We start from the raw sequence: 15,507 nt of genomic DNA, 5'->3' as shown, positions 1-15,507 counted from the left end.
CGATTGCAAAGGGCGGGACGCCCTTGCCGTCAAGGGGGGTGCTCAGCAAAAAATACGTTAGTATTTTTTGCGCCGAAGGGGACATAGGTCCCCCTAGCGGAGTTGCGGAGCAACTTTTTTGTTGTCAATTATTGGCTGAAATAATAGATATATTCATGTTGACAATTACTGTACTATAACATATAATACAGTTACTGTACTAAGTGTACTAATACAGATAGTATTATTCCGACAGGAGGTGTAAAATGATAAAAATTGACAACAATAGTTCAAAGGCTATTTATGAACAAATATACGATGAGATGACAAGGCTTATTCTGTCAAAAGCTCTTAAACCTGATGAAAAGATGCCATCTGTAAGAGAACTTGCGGCCATGATCAAAATAAACCCCAATACAATTCAAAAGGCTTACAAAAGCTTGGAGGAATACAATTATATTTACACGGTGAAGGGTAAAGGAAATTTTGTTAAAAATGCAGATGAAATAAGGAGCGTGCACATAAAGACCATGGAAGAACAATTGAACAGCACCATTAGATCATTAAAAGAACTTGGACTTGAAGATGAAGAAGTAATAAGGCTGGTTAAGAATATATTGAATGAAGGCAATAAATAAGGAGGACATTATGCTGAGGGTAGAAAATTTAAGCAAGAAATTCGGAGATTTTAAAGTATTGAGCAATGTGAGCATAAATGCCGAGACAGGCCAGATTTATGGTCTGGTTGGTTCAAATGGCTGCGGCAAAACAACTCTGCTGAAACATATAATGTCTATTTACAGTCAGGATGAAGGAAATGTTTATTTTAATGACAATAAGGTTGTGGAAGAATCAGAAGCAATAAAGGATTTTTATTTTGTTCAGGACAGTTTGTTTTTTCCATATCAGTATTCTTTGAAGAAATTATTCCTTTATGAAAAGCTCATGTACAAAAACATATCAGAAGAAAAGTTTAACAAGCTTGTTCATTATTTCAATATAGATGTAAATAAGAACCTGAACAAGATGTCTAAAGGACAGAAAAAGCAGGCAGCTTTCGTGCTGGCCATATCTGTACAGCCAAGAGTTTTGCTTCTGGATGAAATAGTTGACGGACTGGATGCAGTAATAAAAAGAAAATTTTGGGATGTACTCATACAGGAAGTAATGGACAATGAAATGACTGTCATCATATCATCCCATGACCTGAAGGAATTAGATAACATATGCGACAAAGTTGGTATAATGCATGAGGGGAAAATACTTAAAGAAGAAAACCTTGAAAAAATGAAGGTTGACATAAAAAGGGTTCAGTTTGCAGTTGAAGGGGAATTTAACCCATCTGATTACAGTAAATTTAATATATTAAAAACATTGAAAATAGGAAGCATAAACATTTGTACTCTTGCAGGCGATGCAGAGGAATTTGAAAAACAATTGAAAAAAGACTTCAATGTTTTACTTTTTGACAGACTGTCAATGAGCCTTGAAGAATTATTCATAACAGAACTGGGAGGTGCCGGATATGGATCTGAAGAAAAATAACACATTTTTTAATTTGCTCATTAATTCTCTTAAATCCAAAAAAGGATGGTTCCTGTTATCAACAACCATCATATTTGTTACAACAATGCTAATACCATATATTTTAAAGGCAGATGAGGAATTTTTCATATTTTTCGGAATATTTGAACTATTTGTACTGGTTTTTATAAATTGTCTTGTAGACAATAATTTTCTTCACAACGATTCAAAGCTTGCTTATTATAAGTCTAAACCCGTTCCAATTGCGGAGCAAATGAGCATAAATATAGTTGCGGACATTATTTTTACAACATACCTTTTATTCTTGATTATATTGTCGGTTGTGTTTCAGGGTCTCAGAATTGAAATGCTAGAGGTGTTTAAATTTATAATTCCTTGGCTTGCAGCCGGTGTGCTTCTTGTTTCATTGTCTTCCATACTGGCAGGTAACACAATAATGGCCGGTACAATGACAATATTCAACTTTTGCCTGCCTCTGATAATTTACCTTGTAATAATGTTTGTTTTCTCAATACTTGAAAACATAGTTCCGGGTTTCAGCTCCAGTGTGCTCATGGAATATTTCGTAAACAAATTTTACAATATGGAATATATATATTTCATTAAATATTCGGAAGACCCTGTTGATTTCATATATATATTGCTTCTTGGAACAATACTCTTAGGAATAACATTGCTCATATTCAAGTTTCTTAGAAAAAGGAAGAATGAAAACACAGGAAACCTTATTGTGTTTGACGGTTACAAATATTTTGTATCAGTTCTTGCAAGCCTCATTGTTCCGGCAGCTTTTTCGGTAATGTCCTATGACAACAACGTACTGAGCAAAATTACAGTATCAATATTAATGGCATTGCTTTCTTATTATATAATAGTTGCAATAATCGAAAAAACTTTCAAAATATCAAGGTTGTCCTTAAAGGTTTTTGCAGTGAGTTTTGTAATATTTACTGCTGCTACAGGAGCAACAATAATGCTTGCAAACCAGTACAAGGGTGTTGTGCCAGACATAGAAAATGTGAAGATGGCCTATGTGGGCAATGACAGATATGTTTTCAACTACATTGACGACTTGGATGAAGACATTTTAAACAACCGTGATAAATTCCTGAAATGGCAGAAGGAAAGAGGATTAATATTGTTCACTGATAAAGAATCAATTGAAAATATTGCAGATCTTCACAGAGAATTAATAAAAGGCCGTGATTACGATTACGGGGACTACTACATGAACAACATAGTAATTTCATATCTCATGGATGACGGAAGTGTAGTAATAAGAGATTACAATATTACTGACAGTGACGGCGCAGACAATGAAACAAAGGATAATCTTGCCTATGACATAATTAGTTCTGAAGAAATGAAAAGAAACAAATATTTTTATCTTTATGATGAAGAAAACTACAACTCAGAAAATCTGTACTGCTATGTAACATATACAGACAAGGAAGGAATTGCAGCTGACAATGTTGACTTTGATGAAATCAGGGAATATCTCATAAAGGATGTTGACAATCAGTCCATAGACGTTGAAAATGCCTTCAATGCAATTGTATTTTATTACTATGATTATGCAATTGACAAGAAGTTCTACAGTGGGTATACTCTTCAGATAATTGACAAGAGGATTCAGGGAGAAAAAGAAGACCGGGGAGTAGATGTAATAAACCTTACAGGATTTGAAAATACTCTTGACTACCTGAAATTAAAATAATGATTATAATAGAAATACCCGAAGAGCCTGAAAAGGCTCTCAGATTGATGACAAAGTCATTAAATTAATTAATATTGGCAATTGTCGTGAACTTGAAATCTAAGTTCGTAGGGGAGAGCCTTGTGCTCTCCCGCAGATAACAACTTTAATTAATAGCCCCGGGCGGACAGAGGTCCGTCCCTACGGTTTGTCAATAGTATAGGAGCCTGAAAAGGCTCTTTTTTTGCATGAAAACTTTTATGGTATTTTAAAAAAATACCTCTTGACAACTATGCTATTAAGTGTTACTATGTACCTGTAATAAGTAATACTGAATACCAGTAATACAGAATAGTAAGGAGTGATTAATGTGGAAAATCTAACTGAAATGCTCAAAGGCGTGCTTGAGGGCTGTGTCCTTGAAATTATTAGCCGCGGAGAAACATACGGCTACGAAATCACACGAAGACTGAATGCTCTAGGCTTTACAGATGTTGTGGAAGGAACGGTTTACACTATTTTAGTTCGACTTGAGAAAAATAAACTTGTGGACATAGAAAAAAAACCATCGGATATGGGACCGCCCCGTAAGTTTTATAGGCTTAACGATGGTGGGCGTGAAGAACTTTCCCGGTTTTGGGAAAAGTGGGAATTTGTTTCATCAAAAATAAATCAATTAAAGGAGAAGAAATAATGAATTTTTTTGAAAAAATTACGGGCAGTGACATGGCAAAAGAATATAAAAATTTTGAATTGAGAGCCAAAAAACTGCCGTCTGATTATCAAGCAGCATGGGAAAAAATTAATTTATATATTTGGGAGCACACAGATTTTACCGGTCGCAACCTCATGCCAATTATAAATGGTGTGCTTGAACTGCTCGAAGAAACGTCAGCAGAAGGTCAGAGTGCACAAGAAGTATTGGGAGACGATATTAAAGGATTCTGTTCAGCACTGGTTGGTGATGAAGGAGCAAATTCTTTTCGTGACAAGTGGCGTCAGCAGCTAAACAATAATATTGCAAGAAAATTAGGTAAATAGGGGGATAAAATGAGAATACAGGATATCATTGAAGGAAAAAAAGAGTGGCGTGCGCACATGGCACGTGTCAAAGCATTGCCGAAGGATTATCAGATTGTTTATGATGAAATTCAAAAATATCTCTACAAAGTAGGACCTGTAGAGCTTTCAGAAGGATTTGGTCTGCTGTCAGGGATAGTCGATCTATTTGAAGGTGGTGCGGCCTTGGGAAAAGGGGTGCTGGAAGTGACGGGCAATGATGTAGCGTCATTTTGCGACGAACTGATTAAAGATTCAAAAACTTACGCTGACATATATCAGGAATCAGTTGATCAGGAAGTTTACAAGGCTATAAAAAAGGAGAAGGATAAAACAAATTAAAGGGGGAAATTGAAATTGGAAAAAGCAATTCAGGTAAAAGGGCTGCAAAAATCCTATAAAGGTCTTCATGTCTTGAAAGGTGTTGACTTTGAGGTGGAAAATGGAAGTATTTTTGCTCTTCTAGGCTCTAACGGAGCAGGAAAGACAACGATTATAAAAATTCTCACAACGCTGCTTAAACAGGACAGCGGAACTGCCACAATAAACGGCTTCGATGTATCGGCAAAGCCTGACTATGTTCGCCAGTCAATCAGCTTAACAGGGCAATTCGCCGCTGTAGACGAGATATTGACTGGGAGGGAAAATCTCATGATGATAGCTAAGCTTCGCCACGTTTCCAATCCTCGTCAGGTTGCTGTTGATCTGCTTAACCGTCTAGGACTGTATCATGCTGCTGACAGAAGGGTTTCCACATATTCGGGCGGTATGCGCCGCAGACTGGACATTGCCATGAGCCTTATAGGAAATCCACAGCTTATCTTCCTTGACGAACCGACAACCGGACTTGATCCAGAGGGACGTATAGAGGTTTGGAATACTGTAAAAGAGCTAGTTGATAGCGGCACAACAGTGTTCCTGACAACGCAATATTTGGAGGAAGCCGAGCAGCTTGCTGATCGAATCGCCATTCTGCATGAAGGAAAGATTATCGCAAACGGCACTCTTGATGAACTAAAAAAGCTGTTCCCGCCTGCTAAAGAGGAGTATGTGGAAAAACAGCCCACATTGGAGGAAATATTCCTCACAATAATAGACAAGAGGGAGGAAATGTAAATGGAAACCTTAAAGAAACATTTTTTCAGCGATATTAGCGTTATGGCTTGGCGTTCTATGAGCCATGTTTCCCGCAGCATGGATACAATTATCACGGTTTGTATCACTCCGATTGCCATGATGCTGCTGTTTGTATATGTGTTAGGTGGAGCTATTCAAACCGGCACGGATAACTATGTGAATTATCTGCTGCCAGGTATCATGCTTATTTCAGTAGCAAGTGGTATATCCTATACGGCTTACCGTCTTTTTATGGATATAAAAAGCGGGATCTTTGAACGATTCCATTCCATGCCGATTGCTCGTTCAGCAGCACTGTGGGGTCATGTGCTGACCTCAATGGTATCCAATGCAATTTCCGTTGTCGTAATTGTTCTTGCAGCATTCATTATGGGCTTCCGTTCATCGGCTGGAGTACTATCATGGCTTGCTGTAGCCGGGATAATTGCGTTGTTTACGCTGGCTTTGACATGGATTGCAGCCATTGCCGGACTGTCTGCAAAATCGGTGGATGGTGTAGGAGCCTTTTCCTACCCTCTTATCTTCCTTCCATTTACCAGTTCGGCTTTTGTTCCTACTGATTCCATGCCGCCAATGGTTCGTGCCTTTGCTGAAAACCAGCCGGTTACTTCCATAGTGGATGCCATCCGTGCACTGCTTGAGGGTCAGACTGTAGGCAATGATATATGGATTGCTTTGGCATGGTGTCTTGGTATTCTTGTTGTTGCATATATTTTCGCAATGAAGGCTTATAAAAGGAAAGAAGATTAATGTTTGAGGGTTTCTCAAACAGCCACTGAAGTAGTTTTCTGTATACAAAGAAATGCCAGACTTAAGAAGTCCGGCATTTGTTCTTGTTTAATAACATTATATGATATTAGTTGAACCTCTTACAAAGTTGTATTGTCCAACATCAAATTTCTTATATGTTTATGTTTGTTCCAAGTCTTTGTATGAGTGCAACTGACGGCAGCTGTGTTTTTGCAATTGTAACATTATCGTTTAACACTATTTTAACCGGGTTGTTTTGATCTTTAACAATTATGTTTCTTGCTTTTACATCTGAAAGATTTACTGTGTTTACCTTTGAAGCTGATATTACAATGTCCCCAAGCACAACAACATTTTTTATATACACATTTCCTGTTCCTACGGAATCGAGGATGTTCAGATTTCCTACAACAACAGCACTGTAATATGACTCGTTGTAATTTGTGATGTTGAATCCGCGCTCTATATTTTCATTTTCTACTATGTCGCAGATTATTTTTACAGCTTCTGCCCTTGTGAGGGCTTTAGCAGGCATGTACACACCTGTTGGGTATCCGAGTATGTAGCCCTTGTTGTAAACAGTATTAACGCTTGGCTTGGCCCATTCCTGTATGGTGCTGTAATCTTTCAGAAGGGTTGCTCCTTCTCCGTCAATGTCTCCTGTGGTTATGGTGCAGCTTACAACTTTTGCAACTTCTTCACGCTTGATTGGATTGTTTGGTTTGAAGGTGTTGTTTTCATAACCCGAGAAAAATCCTGAAGCAACTGATTTTTGTACTTCAGCATAAAACCAGTCAGCTTTTTTTACATCTGTGAATGTTAAGTCTACTTTGTTTTCTGTGTGCAACGCGCTGTTTAAAAGCTTTGAAAATTCTGCTCTTGTAACAGTACGATCCGGCTTGAATGTTCCGTCTTCATAACCTGAAACAAAGCCAAGCTTAACAGCCTCTTCAATCCAGTTTTTTGCCCAGTGGTTTGAAATATCTGAAAAGGAAGAGCTTTTTGCAGTTGAATTTAAAGTGCTCACCGCAGCATCCTTATTTTCTGTTGTTGTATTATTGACTTCTTCTGTATTTTTATTTTCCTGAACTTGTACTTCTGTGAAGTCAGGTTCATTAGTTATTGCATCAAGTACGCTTGCGTATGTTATGCCATTCATGTTTATTGTAATGCCTATGCACAGTCCCAGGACTGATATTTTCTTTATAATATTTTTCAAATTGTCCTCCTTTATTGCATGTCTTTATATTAGACTCAAATTCAAGCCGTTTTGTTCCATCAAATCATACTTAGTTCTTAAATATTATAGTTTTTTTGAATGTAAAAGTAAATAGGTAATAATTACTTATGTATTGACTAATGGCGAAGAATTAAACTATAATTGGATATATTAAAAATAAGGAATAACAATGGACGAATTATTTATGAAAGAAGCCTTGAATGAGGCGTATAAAGCATATGAAATAAACGAAGTTCCAATAGGGGCAGTAATAGTGAGAAATGGGGAAATTGTAGGCAGAGGATACAATCAGAAAGAAACTCTGAAAGATGCAACTCTACATGCTGAAATTTCAGCCATAAAGGATGCATGCAAAAATCTTGGAGGGTGGCGTCTGCCGGGCTGCACAATGTATGTTACGCTGGAACCTTGCGCCATGTGCGCCGGTGCACTGGTAAATGCCCGTATTGAGAAACTTGTTGTGGGAACAAGAGACTTAAAGACCGGAGCCTGCGGCTCTGTATTGAATATTGTTCAGATGGAAAAACTCAATCATCAGATAGATGTTCGTCTTGGAATACTGGAGGAAGAGTGTACAGCAATAATAAAGGATTTTTTTTCAGAACTCAGGAAACAAAAAAGTAAATAGTTTACAAATGGCTTGCTGAATAAACAGTTAGCCATTTTTTTTATCTAACAGCTCACATGTTGTATATAAAGTTAATACAAAATAATTAAATGATACTTTTTATATCAATTTACATCCATGCGAATATTATGAAATATGAGTTAAATATAACAAAAGGAAGTGTTATTATTGTATTACTGCGATTACATGTATTCAAAGGATAGTGCTTTTATATTAAGTCTTGATATGTTTAATAAAAACAAAAATCAAAAGGGAATTTTACATTTGAAGATATTCACATGCGAGGGTTCACCAGTAGACAATGCAAAAATAAGGGTAATTTCACCTAATGGAAACAATGAATACAGCATAAGCATTGATGCATTGGGATATTTTCCAACTCAAATCAATAGGGTACAATTTTATCCGGGTTGTGTGAACAAATTAAATATCAGCTTAATTCCATTGGCATTGGAAGATCAAAGACTAAGGGCTGATCATCATCCACTATATAAAGACATTCAAGTTTTCCCAACCGGATCAGAATTGCCTGAGGATGAAATAAGGGAACTTACCATGACACTGGGTATGGTAACCCCAGTGGGTTCACCATCTTACATTTATGCTGAGAGATTTGCCGAAGAAGTAAATAATTTAAGCAGCGGAAAAATAAAAATAGATATAAATACTGATGCGAAACTGGGAACAGACAGGGAAATGCTTCAAAACATTCTGTATGAAGACAATATTGATTTAATAGTTCAAACTACACCGCCACAGGTAGATTTCATGCCACAATTGTCTGTTTTTGACATGCCCATGGTTCATGCAGATGAAAATGAATTAAGAAAAGCAATTAACAATGCTGAATTTTATGAAAAAATCAGTGATGTTTACAAAGACGGCGGCTACAAACTTTTGGGATTTTCTGATCCATTGTTCAGACAGCTTACAACAAACAAGGAAATACAAAATATAGATGATTTCAATGGAATAAGTATACGAACCATTCAAAATAAAAACCATGAAGAATTTTGGAGGCTTCTTGGGGCTAAATTAGTTCCTCTGCCTGTGGGTGAAATATATTCGTCAATACAGCTTGGATTTATAGATTCTGCAGACAATCCATATGAAAATATAATTGCTTTGAAGTTGTATGAACAGCAAAAATATCTTGTAAGAACCAGACACCTGCCGCATTTAGTAAATTTAATAACGAGCAATAAATACTACAACAGCCTGAGTGCAGCTGAAAAAGCAATAATAGAAGAAGCTGCTGCTAATGCAACGGCATACGTACGTGAAGGAGCAGATGAAAGTCTTCAGCAAAGAAAACAATCACTTGTTGACAAGGGCATGACAATACTTGAACTGCCGGACGAAACAAAAAAAGAAATGAGAGTGAAAGCTTTGCCGGTGTATGAAAGAATAAGGGAGTTAGTTAATGATGACGATTTAATAAATTTATATGTTGGAAATGAGAGCGTATTATTAGAGCAATAATTTAATTTGTACCGAGGACATAAAATCTGGACTTCAAAATTAAGTTATTTTTGCACATATGTTTTCAAATTCTTCATGTTATACAAAAAAAATCTATAAAGAAACCTATTTATGTGGTATCATATTAATGTAATTACTTTGCCTGGTGGATTTGTTTTCTTCAAAATCAAATTTGCCATTAGGAGTTCTTTACGGGTAAATTAAAACACAAAGAATTAGTAGGGGGAAGTATGGAAAAATATCCTGTGCTGGAAGTTGATTTGAAAAGGCTTCGCGCCAATACTAAAATAGTTACTCAAGTTTGTGCAAAAAGCGGAATAAGCGTTGCAGGCATAATAAAAGGCTTCGGAGGAATAATAGAAGGAGCATTTGAAATGGCTGAAGGAGGGTGTGTCCAGATAGGCAGCTCCAGAATAGAGCAATTAAAGGCATTGAAGGACAAGGGGATGAAAACTCCCATGTTGCTTGTGAGAATACCAATGGCTTGCGAAATCCAAGAGGTTGTCAGATACAGCGACATGTGCCTTGTTTCAGAAAAAGAAACACTGGTTATGCTTGATAAAGAAGCAAAAATCCAAAACAAAAAATATAAGGCAATACTCATGTATGACCTTGGGGACCTTCGAGAAGGTGTGTTTACAAGAGAGGAGCTTCTTGACCTTGCCCAGTTTACGGAATATGAGCTTCACAACATGGAGCTTGAAGGAATAGGTGCAAACTTAAGCTGCTACGGTTCTGTTGCTCCCACAACAAAAAACCTTACAGAACTTAGTGAAGCTGCAGTTGAAATAGAGAAGAAAATTAATAGAAAATTGAACATTGTTTCAGGAGGAGGAACAACAACTTTGCCTCTGTTAATGAGAGGAGGAGTTCCTGAAAAAATCAATCATTTAAGAATAGGCGAAGGAATAGCAAACACTCAGGATCTACCGCTTTATTGGGATACATATATTGAAGGCCTTGATGCAGATACATTTGTTTTAAAGGCTCAAATAATTGAAATAAATGAAAAACCAACACACCCCATTGGTGAACTCATGGTCAATGCATTTGGAGAACATGCCCATTACGAAGACAGGGGAATTAGAAAAAGAGCAATTGTTGCACTTGGAAATCAGGATGTAGGAGATTCATCAAAGCTTGTACCAAGGGACAAGGGAATAAAAGTGCTTGGAGCAAGCAGCGATCACACAATTCTTGACATTCACGACAGCCAGAAAAGTTACAAACTGGGAGACATTGTTGAATTCAATGTATTGTACCAGGCAATGCTTTTTACATCGCTGTCTGATTTTATAGCTAAAAAAATAATAAACTGAATTCATTTATAATGAAAATATAAATCATAGGAGGCACAAATGCCAATAATTCAAGTTGAAATGTTAAAGGGAAGAACACTGGAACAAAAAAGAGCCTTAGCTGAAAAGGTTACTCAGGCTGTTGTTGAAACAGCAAACTGTCCTAAAGAAGCTGTTAAGATTATTATAAGAGAAATGGAATTTGAAAATTACTCTCAAGGCGGAGTACTTAAGTGTGATGAAAAATAATAAGAGGCTGCGCCTCTCAACTTGCTGCCAAAGTTGTTCAATATTGTAGGGGAGGACTACTGTACTCTCGAAGATAACAATATTATTGAATTAATAAAACGGGCGGATACAAGATGACGTCACTGAAAAACTATACATTTATTCGCTGTCATTCTGAGAGCTTGCTCGAAGAATCTCATGTTTTCAATAAAAGATGAGATCCTTCACTAAACGTTCAGGATGACAAAATAGACTTTTTCAGTGGTCTCTACAAGATCCGCCCCTACGAATGTGGAAAATTAGGTTTGTCAATAGTCTAAAGAGGCTGTGCCTCTTATTTTTTATTTCTCACTAAGGTTATTTTAAGATGAGGACAATTGTAATCAATTTTTACTTCATCAACCATCATTCCCACAAGATTTATTTCATCACCTTCAACATCATTGCTGCCAAGCTGCCAGTACACCTCTTCAACCTCCGGTTGTCTACCGGCACTTAAAAGTTTATTAAGTCCATTGGCAGTTTTTTCGGAGCAGACTATTTGTTCTGCCTCAAAAATCAATATGTACGTATCCTCTGTATCCTCTATGGACATGCTGAGCTTTTTAGCCTGGTGACTCATGTAAAAATCAACAATAACATCAATTATTCTTGTAATTTTCTGTATTTCGTACTTCATTTTTACTCTCCTTTTTTTAATGCTTCAAGAACCGGGAACATAAGTGAAGCAACAATGCCTCCGGAAAATCCATTGTTGTACAAATTGATGCCGCCGTGAATTATTCCGACATTCATGACTACTGACAAGTGCAAAAATCCTGCAACCACTCCTGCAAGGAAACCGTACTTACCGGCTATTGGAGCCAGAGTAGTTCCAAAGAGCCCTGCTATAATAACGCCAGTTGCATTTAGGTCCCATATTTTAAGAGCTCCAGCAAGGAAAACACCTGCCATTATTGGAATTGTGTTTTTGGGATGCTTGCCAAATGCTGAAAAACCTGATACCGTAAGCACGCTTCCAAATACAGGGCCGTTAAATACTCCTCCTAATATTATAACAAACAACATAGATAAAAGCCCCATGATTCCCATGTTCAAAAAAGTAAGGGAATATCCATCATGTTGGGTGAAGTCAGTTACCAGTCTTCCTGAACGCTTCAAAATTCTTTCATATCCATTAAAGCTTCTGCCGTTGCCCAAAAATCCAAGAACAATCAAAAACAAGAAAAAGAACAGCAAGATTAATTTTAAGGTAGCATCGTACTCTGTGGACAAAATTTTCTGCTGAGCTATGTTTATGTTAAAACTTTTTAAGAGGGAGTTGAATATTGTTCCTATGAGACCTGCGGTGAATCCCATGTTGTACAGGTTGTAGCCGTCGTGAAGCTTGTTCATGTTAGCTGACAAGGGAGTTGCAACAAATCCGGACAGTATGCCGGTCACAATTCCTATAGGGAGTCTTAAATAAGGGGTAAGGTGCAGCCCGAAGGACAGCTCTGTCACAATAGGGGCCAGTGCTGTTGAAAACATCATGACTATCAGAATGTTTTTGAATTCTGTCTTTCGGTATCTGGAGTAAAGAATTCCACCCAAGTATATGGGCCATACATTGAATATGTTTTTGCCGAAGAATGAAAACCCTGTTATTGTTAACAAGGCAGCTATGATCGGACCGTTTATTTTAGCCTTAAGCTTATAAATGATTAAAATATTGGCGAAAGTAAGCAGCGAAGCATTAAGAAATGCAGCTCCCAAACCTCCGGTTTCAAGATAGTCAGTGAGAAGTATGTCCGGGGACACAACTATCTTATGAATACCTGAAAAAATATACGTAGGTGAATCATAAATAAAGGCGAAAATAAGAAGTACTGTGGGAAAGACCATTAGTATTCTTATTAAGGTATCATTTCTGAATATGTAATTTAAACCTTTTTTACCAAATTCTCTTTGCAATAAGCAGACTCCTTTCTGTATAATAAATATAAAATCATTTGCAATATTTTTATTTGAAAAAATAATACCATATGGTATATTGTATTGTAAATACAGTTTTTATAAAGTGATTAAATTACATTTAAGGAGATTTGTATGAAGTTAGTATCATGGAATGTAAATGGATTGAGGGCATGCGTAAACAAAGGGTTTATGGATGCATTCAAGATGCTTGATGCAGATATTTTCTGCCTTCAGGAAACAAAACTGCAGTCAGGACAGATCGAACTGGACATGGAAGGATACCACGAATACTGGAACTATGCTGAAAAGAAAGGATATTCAGGCACTGCTGTTTTCTCAAAACAAGAGCCGATGTCTGTTTCCTACGGGCTTGGAATTGAAGAACACGACAAGGAAGGAAGAGTCATAACTCTTGAGTACGACAAGTTTTATCTTGTGAATGTGTATACTCCCAATTCAAAAAGAGAATTAGAAAGGCTTGATTACAGAATGAAGTGGGAAGATGACTTCAGAAACTACCTTCTTAAGCTTGATGAAAAGAAGTCTGTTGTAATGTGCGGAGACCTGAATGTTGCTCACAAGGAAATAGATTTGAAAAATCCTAAAACAAACAGGAAGAGTGCCGGTTTTACGGACCAGGAAAGAGAAAAGATGACTGTTCTCACAGAGTCCGGATTCATTGACACATTCAGACATTTTTATCCGGATAAAGAAGAAGCATATTCCTGGTGGTCAAACTTTGCAAAGTCAAGAGAAAGAAACATAGGATGGAGAATAGATTATTTTATCACATCTAAATCTTTTGAAGATGAGCTTGTAGATGCATTTATTTGTTCCGAAATCTTCGGAAGTGACCATTGTCCTGTGGGAATTATTACAAAATAATCCTTGTTTTAGTTTGAAAGACGAAATATAATTGAAATATAACGAACATATTATTCAATAATACGAAAATTATTTGCAAAAATGTTATTGCTTATTCCTGTTTCATGAGTTATAATAGTAATTGAAATTAATAATTAAATAAACAGCATCAATATAATGTGGATGATATGGATCCAAAGTTTCTACCGAACGACCGTAAATTGTTTGACTATTGAAGAGCTATTTTCTATTATAATGATGCGGATAGATATTATGCTATTCGCTTTTTATATGCTCCGAAAGAAATTTGGATGCTGAATTCATCTTGTAACAGCCGCGCACATTTCGTATGTGCATATTTTATGAAAGCGGCGTATTTTATCGAATTATGCGAAAGGGCGGCGCCATTTCTCATATAAAATATGTTTTATTAAAAAATTTATGGAGGACAAGAATGAAAAAATTTATCAGCATTTTGTTAACACTTTTATTGACTCTTTCTCTTTTTACAGCATGTTCATCAAAGACTGAGGAACCTGCTAAACAAGAACCGGCGGCAGAAGCGCCGGCAGCAGAAAAACCTGCTGAAGCAACAGGTGTCTTACCTGCAATTGCAAAAGAAGATATTAAAATCGGAGTTATCCACATAGGAAATCCTGCAGATGGTTCTGGATACACATTTGCACATGATCAAGGCATAGTTGGAATGCAGAAAGCATTGGGACTTGATGACAGCCAGATAATCCGCAAGAACAACGTAAATGATACAGACCCAACTGCAACAGAAACAGCAATCCTTGAATGTATAGAAGAAGGAGCAAACATAATTTTCGGTACAAGCTGGGGATACATGGACACAATGGAAGCATTGGCAGAAGAATATCCTGAGGTTATATTTTCACACGGCACAGGCTACAAAGGAAATAATGCAAACTTTAACAACTATTTCGGAAGAATTTATCAGGCAAGATACCTTTCAGGTATTGCAGCAGGTTTAAAAACAAAATCTAACCTCATAGGTTATGTTGCTGCTATGGGACAGGATAACTCAGAAGTTACAGGAGGCGTAAATGCCTTTGCAATGGGAGTTAATTCTGTAAATCCGGATGCTAAAGTTTACGTAAAAGTAACTAACAGCTGGTTCTCACCAGAAGAAGAAACAAATGCTGCAAAAGCATTGCTGGCAGAAGGCTGCGACGTAATAGCACAGCACTGTGACACACCTAACCCACAGCTTGAAGCTGAAAAAGCAGGAGCTTTTGGTGTAGGCTACAACTCAGACATGTCTAAAGATGCTCCTAAAGCTACATTGACATCTGCAGTATGGAACTGGTCAGCATATTATACATGGGCTGTTGAGCATGCTATAAACGGAACTTGGACAGGCGAAAACTACTACGGCGGAATGAAAGAAGGACTTGTTGACATAGCACCTCTCAATGAAAGCATAGTAGCAGAAGGAACAAAAGAAGCAATAGAAGCAGCAAGAGCATCAATGCTTGATGGAAGCTTCAACGTATTTGACGGCGTTATTGAAACAAATGACGGTAAGACAGTTGGAGAAGAAGGAAAGACTCTTGACGATGCAACAATTACAGGAAATATTAAATGGTATTACAAGACAGTAACAGTAAAATAGTTTAGT

The 15,507-nt window shown here is 37.0% G+C and carries 17 protein-coding genes and 1 riboswitch; of the genes, 14 read left to right on the top strand and 3 right to left on the bottom strand.

Annotation, left to right across the window (positions count from 1 at the left end):
* Nucleotides 1-245 precede the first annotated feature (245 nt).
* From LY60_RS02500 to LY60_RS02465, 8 genes are all read left to right on the top strand, one after another.
* Complete coding sequence (locus LY60_RS02500; RefSeq protein WP_145079507.1) at nucleotides 246-617, top strand: GntR family transcriptional regulator; 372 nt, start codon at nucleotides 246-248, stop codon at nucleotides 615-617.
* A gap of 10 nt (nucleotides 618-627) precedes the next feature.
* Entirely contained in the window at nucleotides 628-1,524 is an 897-nt protein-coding gene (locus LY60_RS02495) for an ABC transporter ATP-binding protein (protein WP_170226082.1), read from the top strand.
* Complete coding sequence (locus LY60_RS02490; protein WP_145079501.1) at nucleotides 1,505-3,241, top strand: hypothetical protein; 1,737 nt, start codon at nucleotides 1,505-1,507, stop codon at nucleotides 3,239-3,241. The genes LY60_RS02495 and LY60_RS02490 overlap by 20 nt, the downstream gene beginning before the upstream one ends.
* A 367-nt stretch (nucleotides 3,242-3,608) precedes the next feature.
* Nucleotides 3,609-3,914 (top strand): PadR family transcriptional regulator, encoded by a 306-nt coding sequence (locus LY60_RS02485; protein WP_281291811.1) that lies wholly within the window; start codon nucleotides 3,609-3,611, stop codon nucleotides 3,912-3,914.
* Nucleotides 3,914-4,261, top strand: a complete 348-nt coding sequence (locus LY60_RS02480) for a DUF1048 domain-containing protein (protein WP_145079495.1) — start codon at nucleotides 3,914-3,916, stop codon at nucleotides 4,259-4,261. Before LY60_RS02485 ends, LY60_RS02480 begins: the two co-directional genes overlap by 1 nt.
* A gap of 9 nt (nucleotides 4,262-4,270) precedes the next feature.
* Complete coding sequence (locus LY60_RS02475; RefSeq protein ID WP_019229210.1) at nucleotides 4,271-4,621, top strand: DUF1048 domain-containing protein; 351 nt, start codon at nucleotides 4,271-4,273, stop codon at nucleotides 4,619-4,621.
* A gap of 15 nt (nucleotides 4,622-4,636) precedes the next feature.
* Nucleotides 4,637-5,395, top strand: coding sequence for an ABC transporter ATP-binding protein (locus LY60_RS02470; RefSeq protein WP_145079492.1), 759 nt, complete (start codon nucleotides 4,637-4,639; stop codon nucleotides 5,393-5,395).
* The gene (locus LY60_RS02465) at nucleotides 5,396-6,166 is read left to right on the top strand and encodes an ABC transporter permease (RefSeq protein WP_145079489.1); all 771 of its coding nucleotides are present in this window, start codon (nucleotides 5,396-5,398) and stop codon (nucleotides 6,164-6,166) included. It begins immediately after the preceding gene.
* 151 nt (nucleotides 6,167-6,317) lie between these two features.
* Here the strand turns inward: LY60_RS02465 and LY60_RS02460 are convergent, their stop codons facing one another.
* On the bottom strand, nucleotides 6,318-7,385 hold the full coding sequence (locus LY60_RS02460; RefSeq protein ID WP_145079486.1) for an S-layer homology domain-containing protein: 1,068 nt from the start codon (nucleotides 7,383-7,385) through the stop codon (nucleotides 6,318-6,320).
* Between the two features lie 190 nt (nucleotides 7,386-7,575).
* Between LY60_RS02460 and tadA the strand changes: the two genes are divergently transcribed.
* The 4 genes from tadA to LY60_RS02440 all read left to right on the top strand — a co-directional run bounded on the left by tadA (nucleotide 7,576) and on the right by LY60_RS02440 (nucleotide 11,063).
* Nucleotides 7,576-8,034 (top strand): tRNA adenosine(34) deaminase TadA, encoded by a 459-nt coding sequence (tadA, locus tag LY60_RS02455; protein WP_145079483.1) that lies wholly within the window; start codon nucleotides 7,576-7,578, stop codon nucleotides 8,032-8,034.
* A 225-nt stretch (nucleotides 8,035-8,259) separates the two neighbouring features.
* Nucleotides 8,260-9,516 carry a TRAP transporter substrate-binding protein gene (locus LY60_RS02450; RefSeq protein WP_212633440.1) on the top strand — a complete coding sequence of 419 codons (1,257 nt, stop codon included), beginning with the start codon at nucleotides 8,260-8,262 and terminating at the stop codon, nucleotides 9,514-9,516.
* 230 nt (nucleotides 9,517-9,746) lie between these two features.
* The gene (locus LY60_RS02445; protein WP_145079477.1) at nucleotides 9,747-10,835 is read left to right on the top strand and encodes an alanine racemase; all 1,089 of its coding nucleotides are present in this window, start codon (nucleotides 9,747-9,749) and stop codon (nucleotides 10,833-10,835) included.
* A 39-nt stretch (nucleotides 10,836-10,874) separates the two neighbouring features.
* Nucleotides 10,875-11,063, top strand: a complete 189-nt coding sequence (locus tag LY60_RS02440; protein ID WP_019229217.1) for a 4-oxalocrotonate tautomerase — start codon at nucleotides 10,875-10,877, stop codon at nucleotides 11,061-11,063.
* Nucleotides 11,064-11,376: 313 nt separating this feature from the next.
* On the opposite strand, the gene LY60_RS02435 is transcribed toward LY60_RS02440, so the two are convergent.
* Together LY60_RS02435 and LY60_RS02430 are read right to left on the bottom strand one after the other, a co-directional pair.
* On the bottom strand, nucleotides 11,377-11,721 hold the full coding sequence (locus LY60_RS02435) for a hypothetical protein (RefSeq protein ID WP_145079474.1): 345 nt from the start codon (nucleotides 11,719-11,721) through the stop codon (nucleotides 11,377-11,379).
* Nucleotides 11,722-11,723: 2 nt separating this feature from the next.
* The gene (locus tag LY60_RS02430; protein WP_246145346.1) at nucleotides 11,724-12,995 is read right to left on the bottom strand and encodes a DUF1576 domain-containing protein; all 1,272 of its coding nucleotides are present in this window, start codon (nucleotides 12,993-12,995) and stop codon (nucleotides 11,724-11,726) included.
* A 135-nt stretch (nucleotides 12,996-13,130) separates the two neighbouring features.
* Here LY60_RS02430 and LY60_RS02425 point away from each other — a divergent pair, with 135 nt between their 5' ends.
* Entirely contained in the window at nucleotides 13,131-13,883 is a 753-nt protein-coding gene (locus tag LY60_RS02425) for an exodeoxyribonuclease III (protein WP_145079471.1), read from the top strand.
* A gap of 129 nt (nucleotides 13,884-14,012) precedes the next feature.
* Nucleotides 14,013-14,114, top strand: a riboswitch (purine riboswitch).
* Between the two features lie 202 nt (nucleotides 14,115-14,316).
* Nucleotides 14,317-15,501, top strand: a complete 1,185-nt coding sequence (locus LY60_RS02420; protein ID WP_145079468.1) for a BMP family ABC transporter substrate-binding protein — start codon at nucleotides 14,317-14,319, stop codon at nucleotides 15,499-15,501.
* Nucleotides 15,502-15,507 lie beyond the last annotated feature (6 nt).

It is taken from the genome of Sedimentibacter saalensis (assembly GCF_007830175.1).
Classification (GTDB): Bacteria; Bacillota; Clostridia; order Tissierellales; family Sedimentibacteraceae; genus Sedimentibacter; species Sedimentibacter saalensis.
This window is presented reverse-complemented; position numbering and strand designations above follow the sequence as displayed.

What these genes read in the sequence shown, in the direction of transcription:
- LY60_RS02500 (WP_145079507.1), top strand. Translation starts at nt 246, where the DNA reads ATGATAAAAATTGACAACAATAGTTCAAAGGCTATTTATGAACAAATA.
- LY60_RS02495 (WP_170226082.1), top strand. Translation starts at nt 628, where the DNA reads ATGCTGAGGGTAGAAAATTTAAGCAAGAAATTCGGAGATTTTAAAGTA.
- LY60_RS02490 (WP_145079501.1), top strand. Translation starts at nt 1,505, where the DNA reads ATGGATCTGAAGAAAAATAACACATTTTTTAATTTGCTCATTAATTCT.
- LY60_RS02485 (WP_281291811.1), top strand. Translation starts at nt 3,609, where the DNA reads ATGCTCAAAGGCGTGCTTGAGGGCTGTGTCCTTGAAATTATTAGCCGC.
- LY60_RS02480 (WP_145079495.1), top strand. Translation starts at nt 3,914, where the DNA reads ATGAATTTTTTTGAAAAAATTACGGGCAGTGACATGGCAAAAGAATAT.
- LY60_RS02475 (WP_019229210.1), top strand. Translation starts at nt 4,271, where the DNA reads ATGAGAATACAGGATATCATTGAAGGAAAAAAAGAGTGGCGTGCGCAC.
- LY60_RS02465 (WP_145079489.1), top strand. Translation starts at nt 5,396, where the DNA reads ATGGAAACCTTAAAGAAACATTTTTTCAGCGATATTAGCGTTATGGCT.
- tadA (WP_145079483.1), top strand. Translation starts at nt 7,576, where the DNA reads ATGGACGAATTATTTATGAAAGAAGCCTTGAATGAGGCGTATAAAGCA.
- LY60_RS02450 (WP_212633440.1), top strand. Translation starts at nt 8,260, where the DNA reads ATGTTTAATAAAAACAAAAATCAAAAGGGAATTTTACATTTGAAGATA.
- LY60_RS02445 (WP_145079477.1), top strand. Translation starts at nt 9,747, where the DNA reads ATGGAAAAATATCCTGTGCTGGAAGTTGATTTGAAAAGGCTTCGCGCC.
- LY60_RS02440 (WP_019229217.1), top strand. Translation starts at nt 10,875, where the DNA reads ATGCCAATAATTCAAGTTGAAATGTTAAAGGGAAGAACACTGGAACAA.
- LY60_RS02435 (WP_145079474.1), bottom strand. Translation starts at nt 11,721, where the DNA reads ATGAAGTACGAAATACAGAAAATTACAAGAATAATTGATGTTATTGTT.
- LY60_RS02425 (WP_145079471.1), top strand. Translation starts at nt 13,131, where the DNA reads ATGAAGTTAGTATCATGGAATGTAAATGGATTGAGGGCATGCGTAAAC.
- LY60_RS02420 (WP_145079468.1), top strand. Translation starts at nt 14,317, where the DNA reads ATGAAAAAATTTATCAGCATTTTGTTAACACTTTTATTGACTCTTTCT.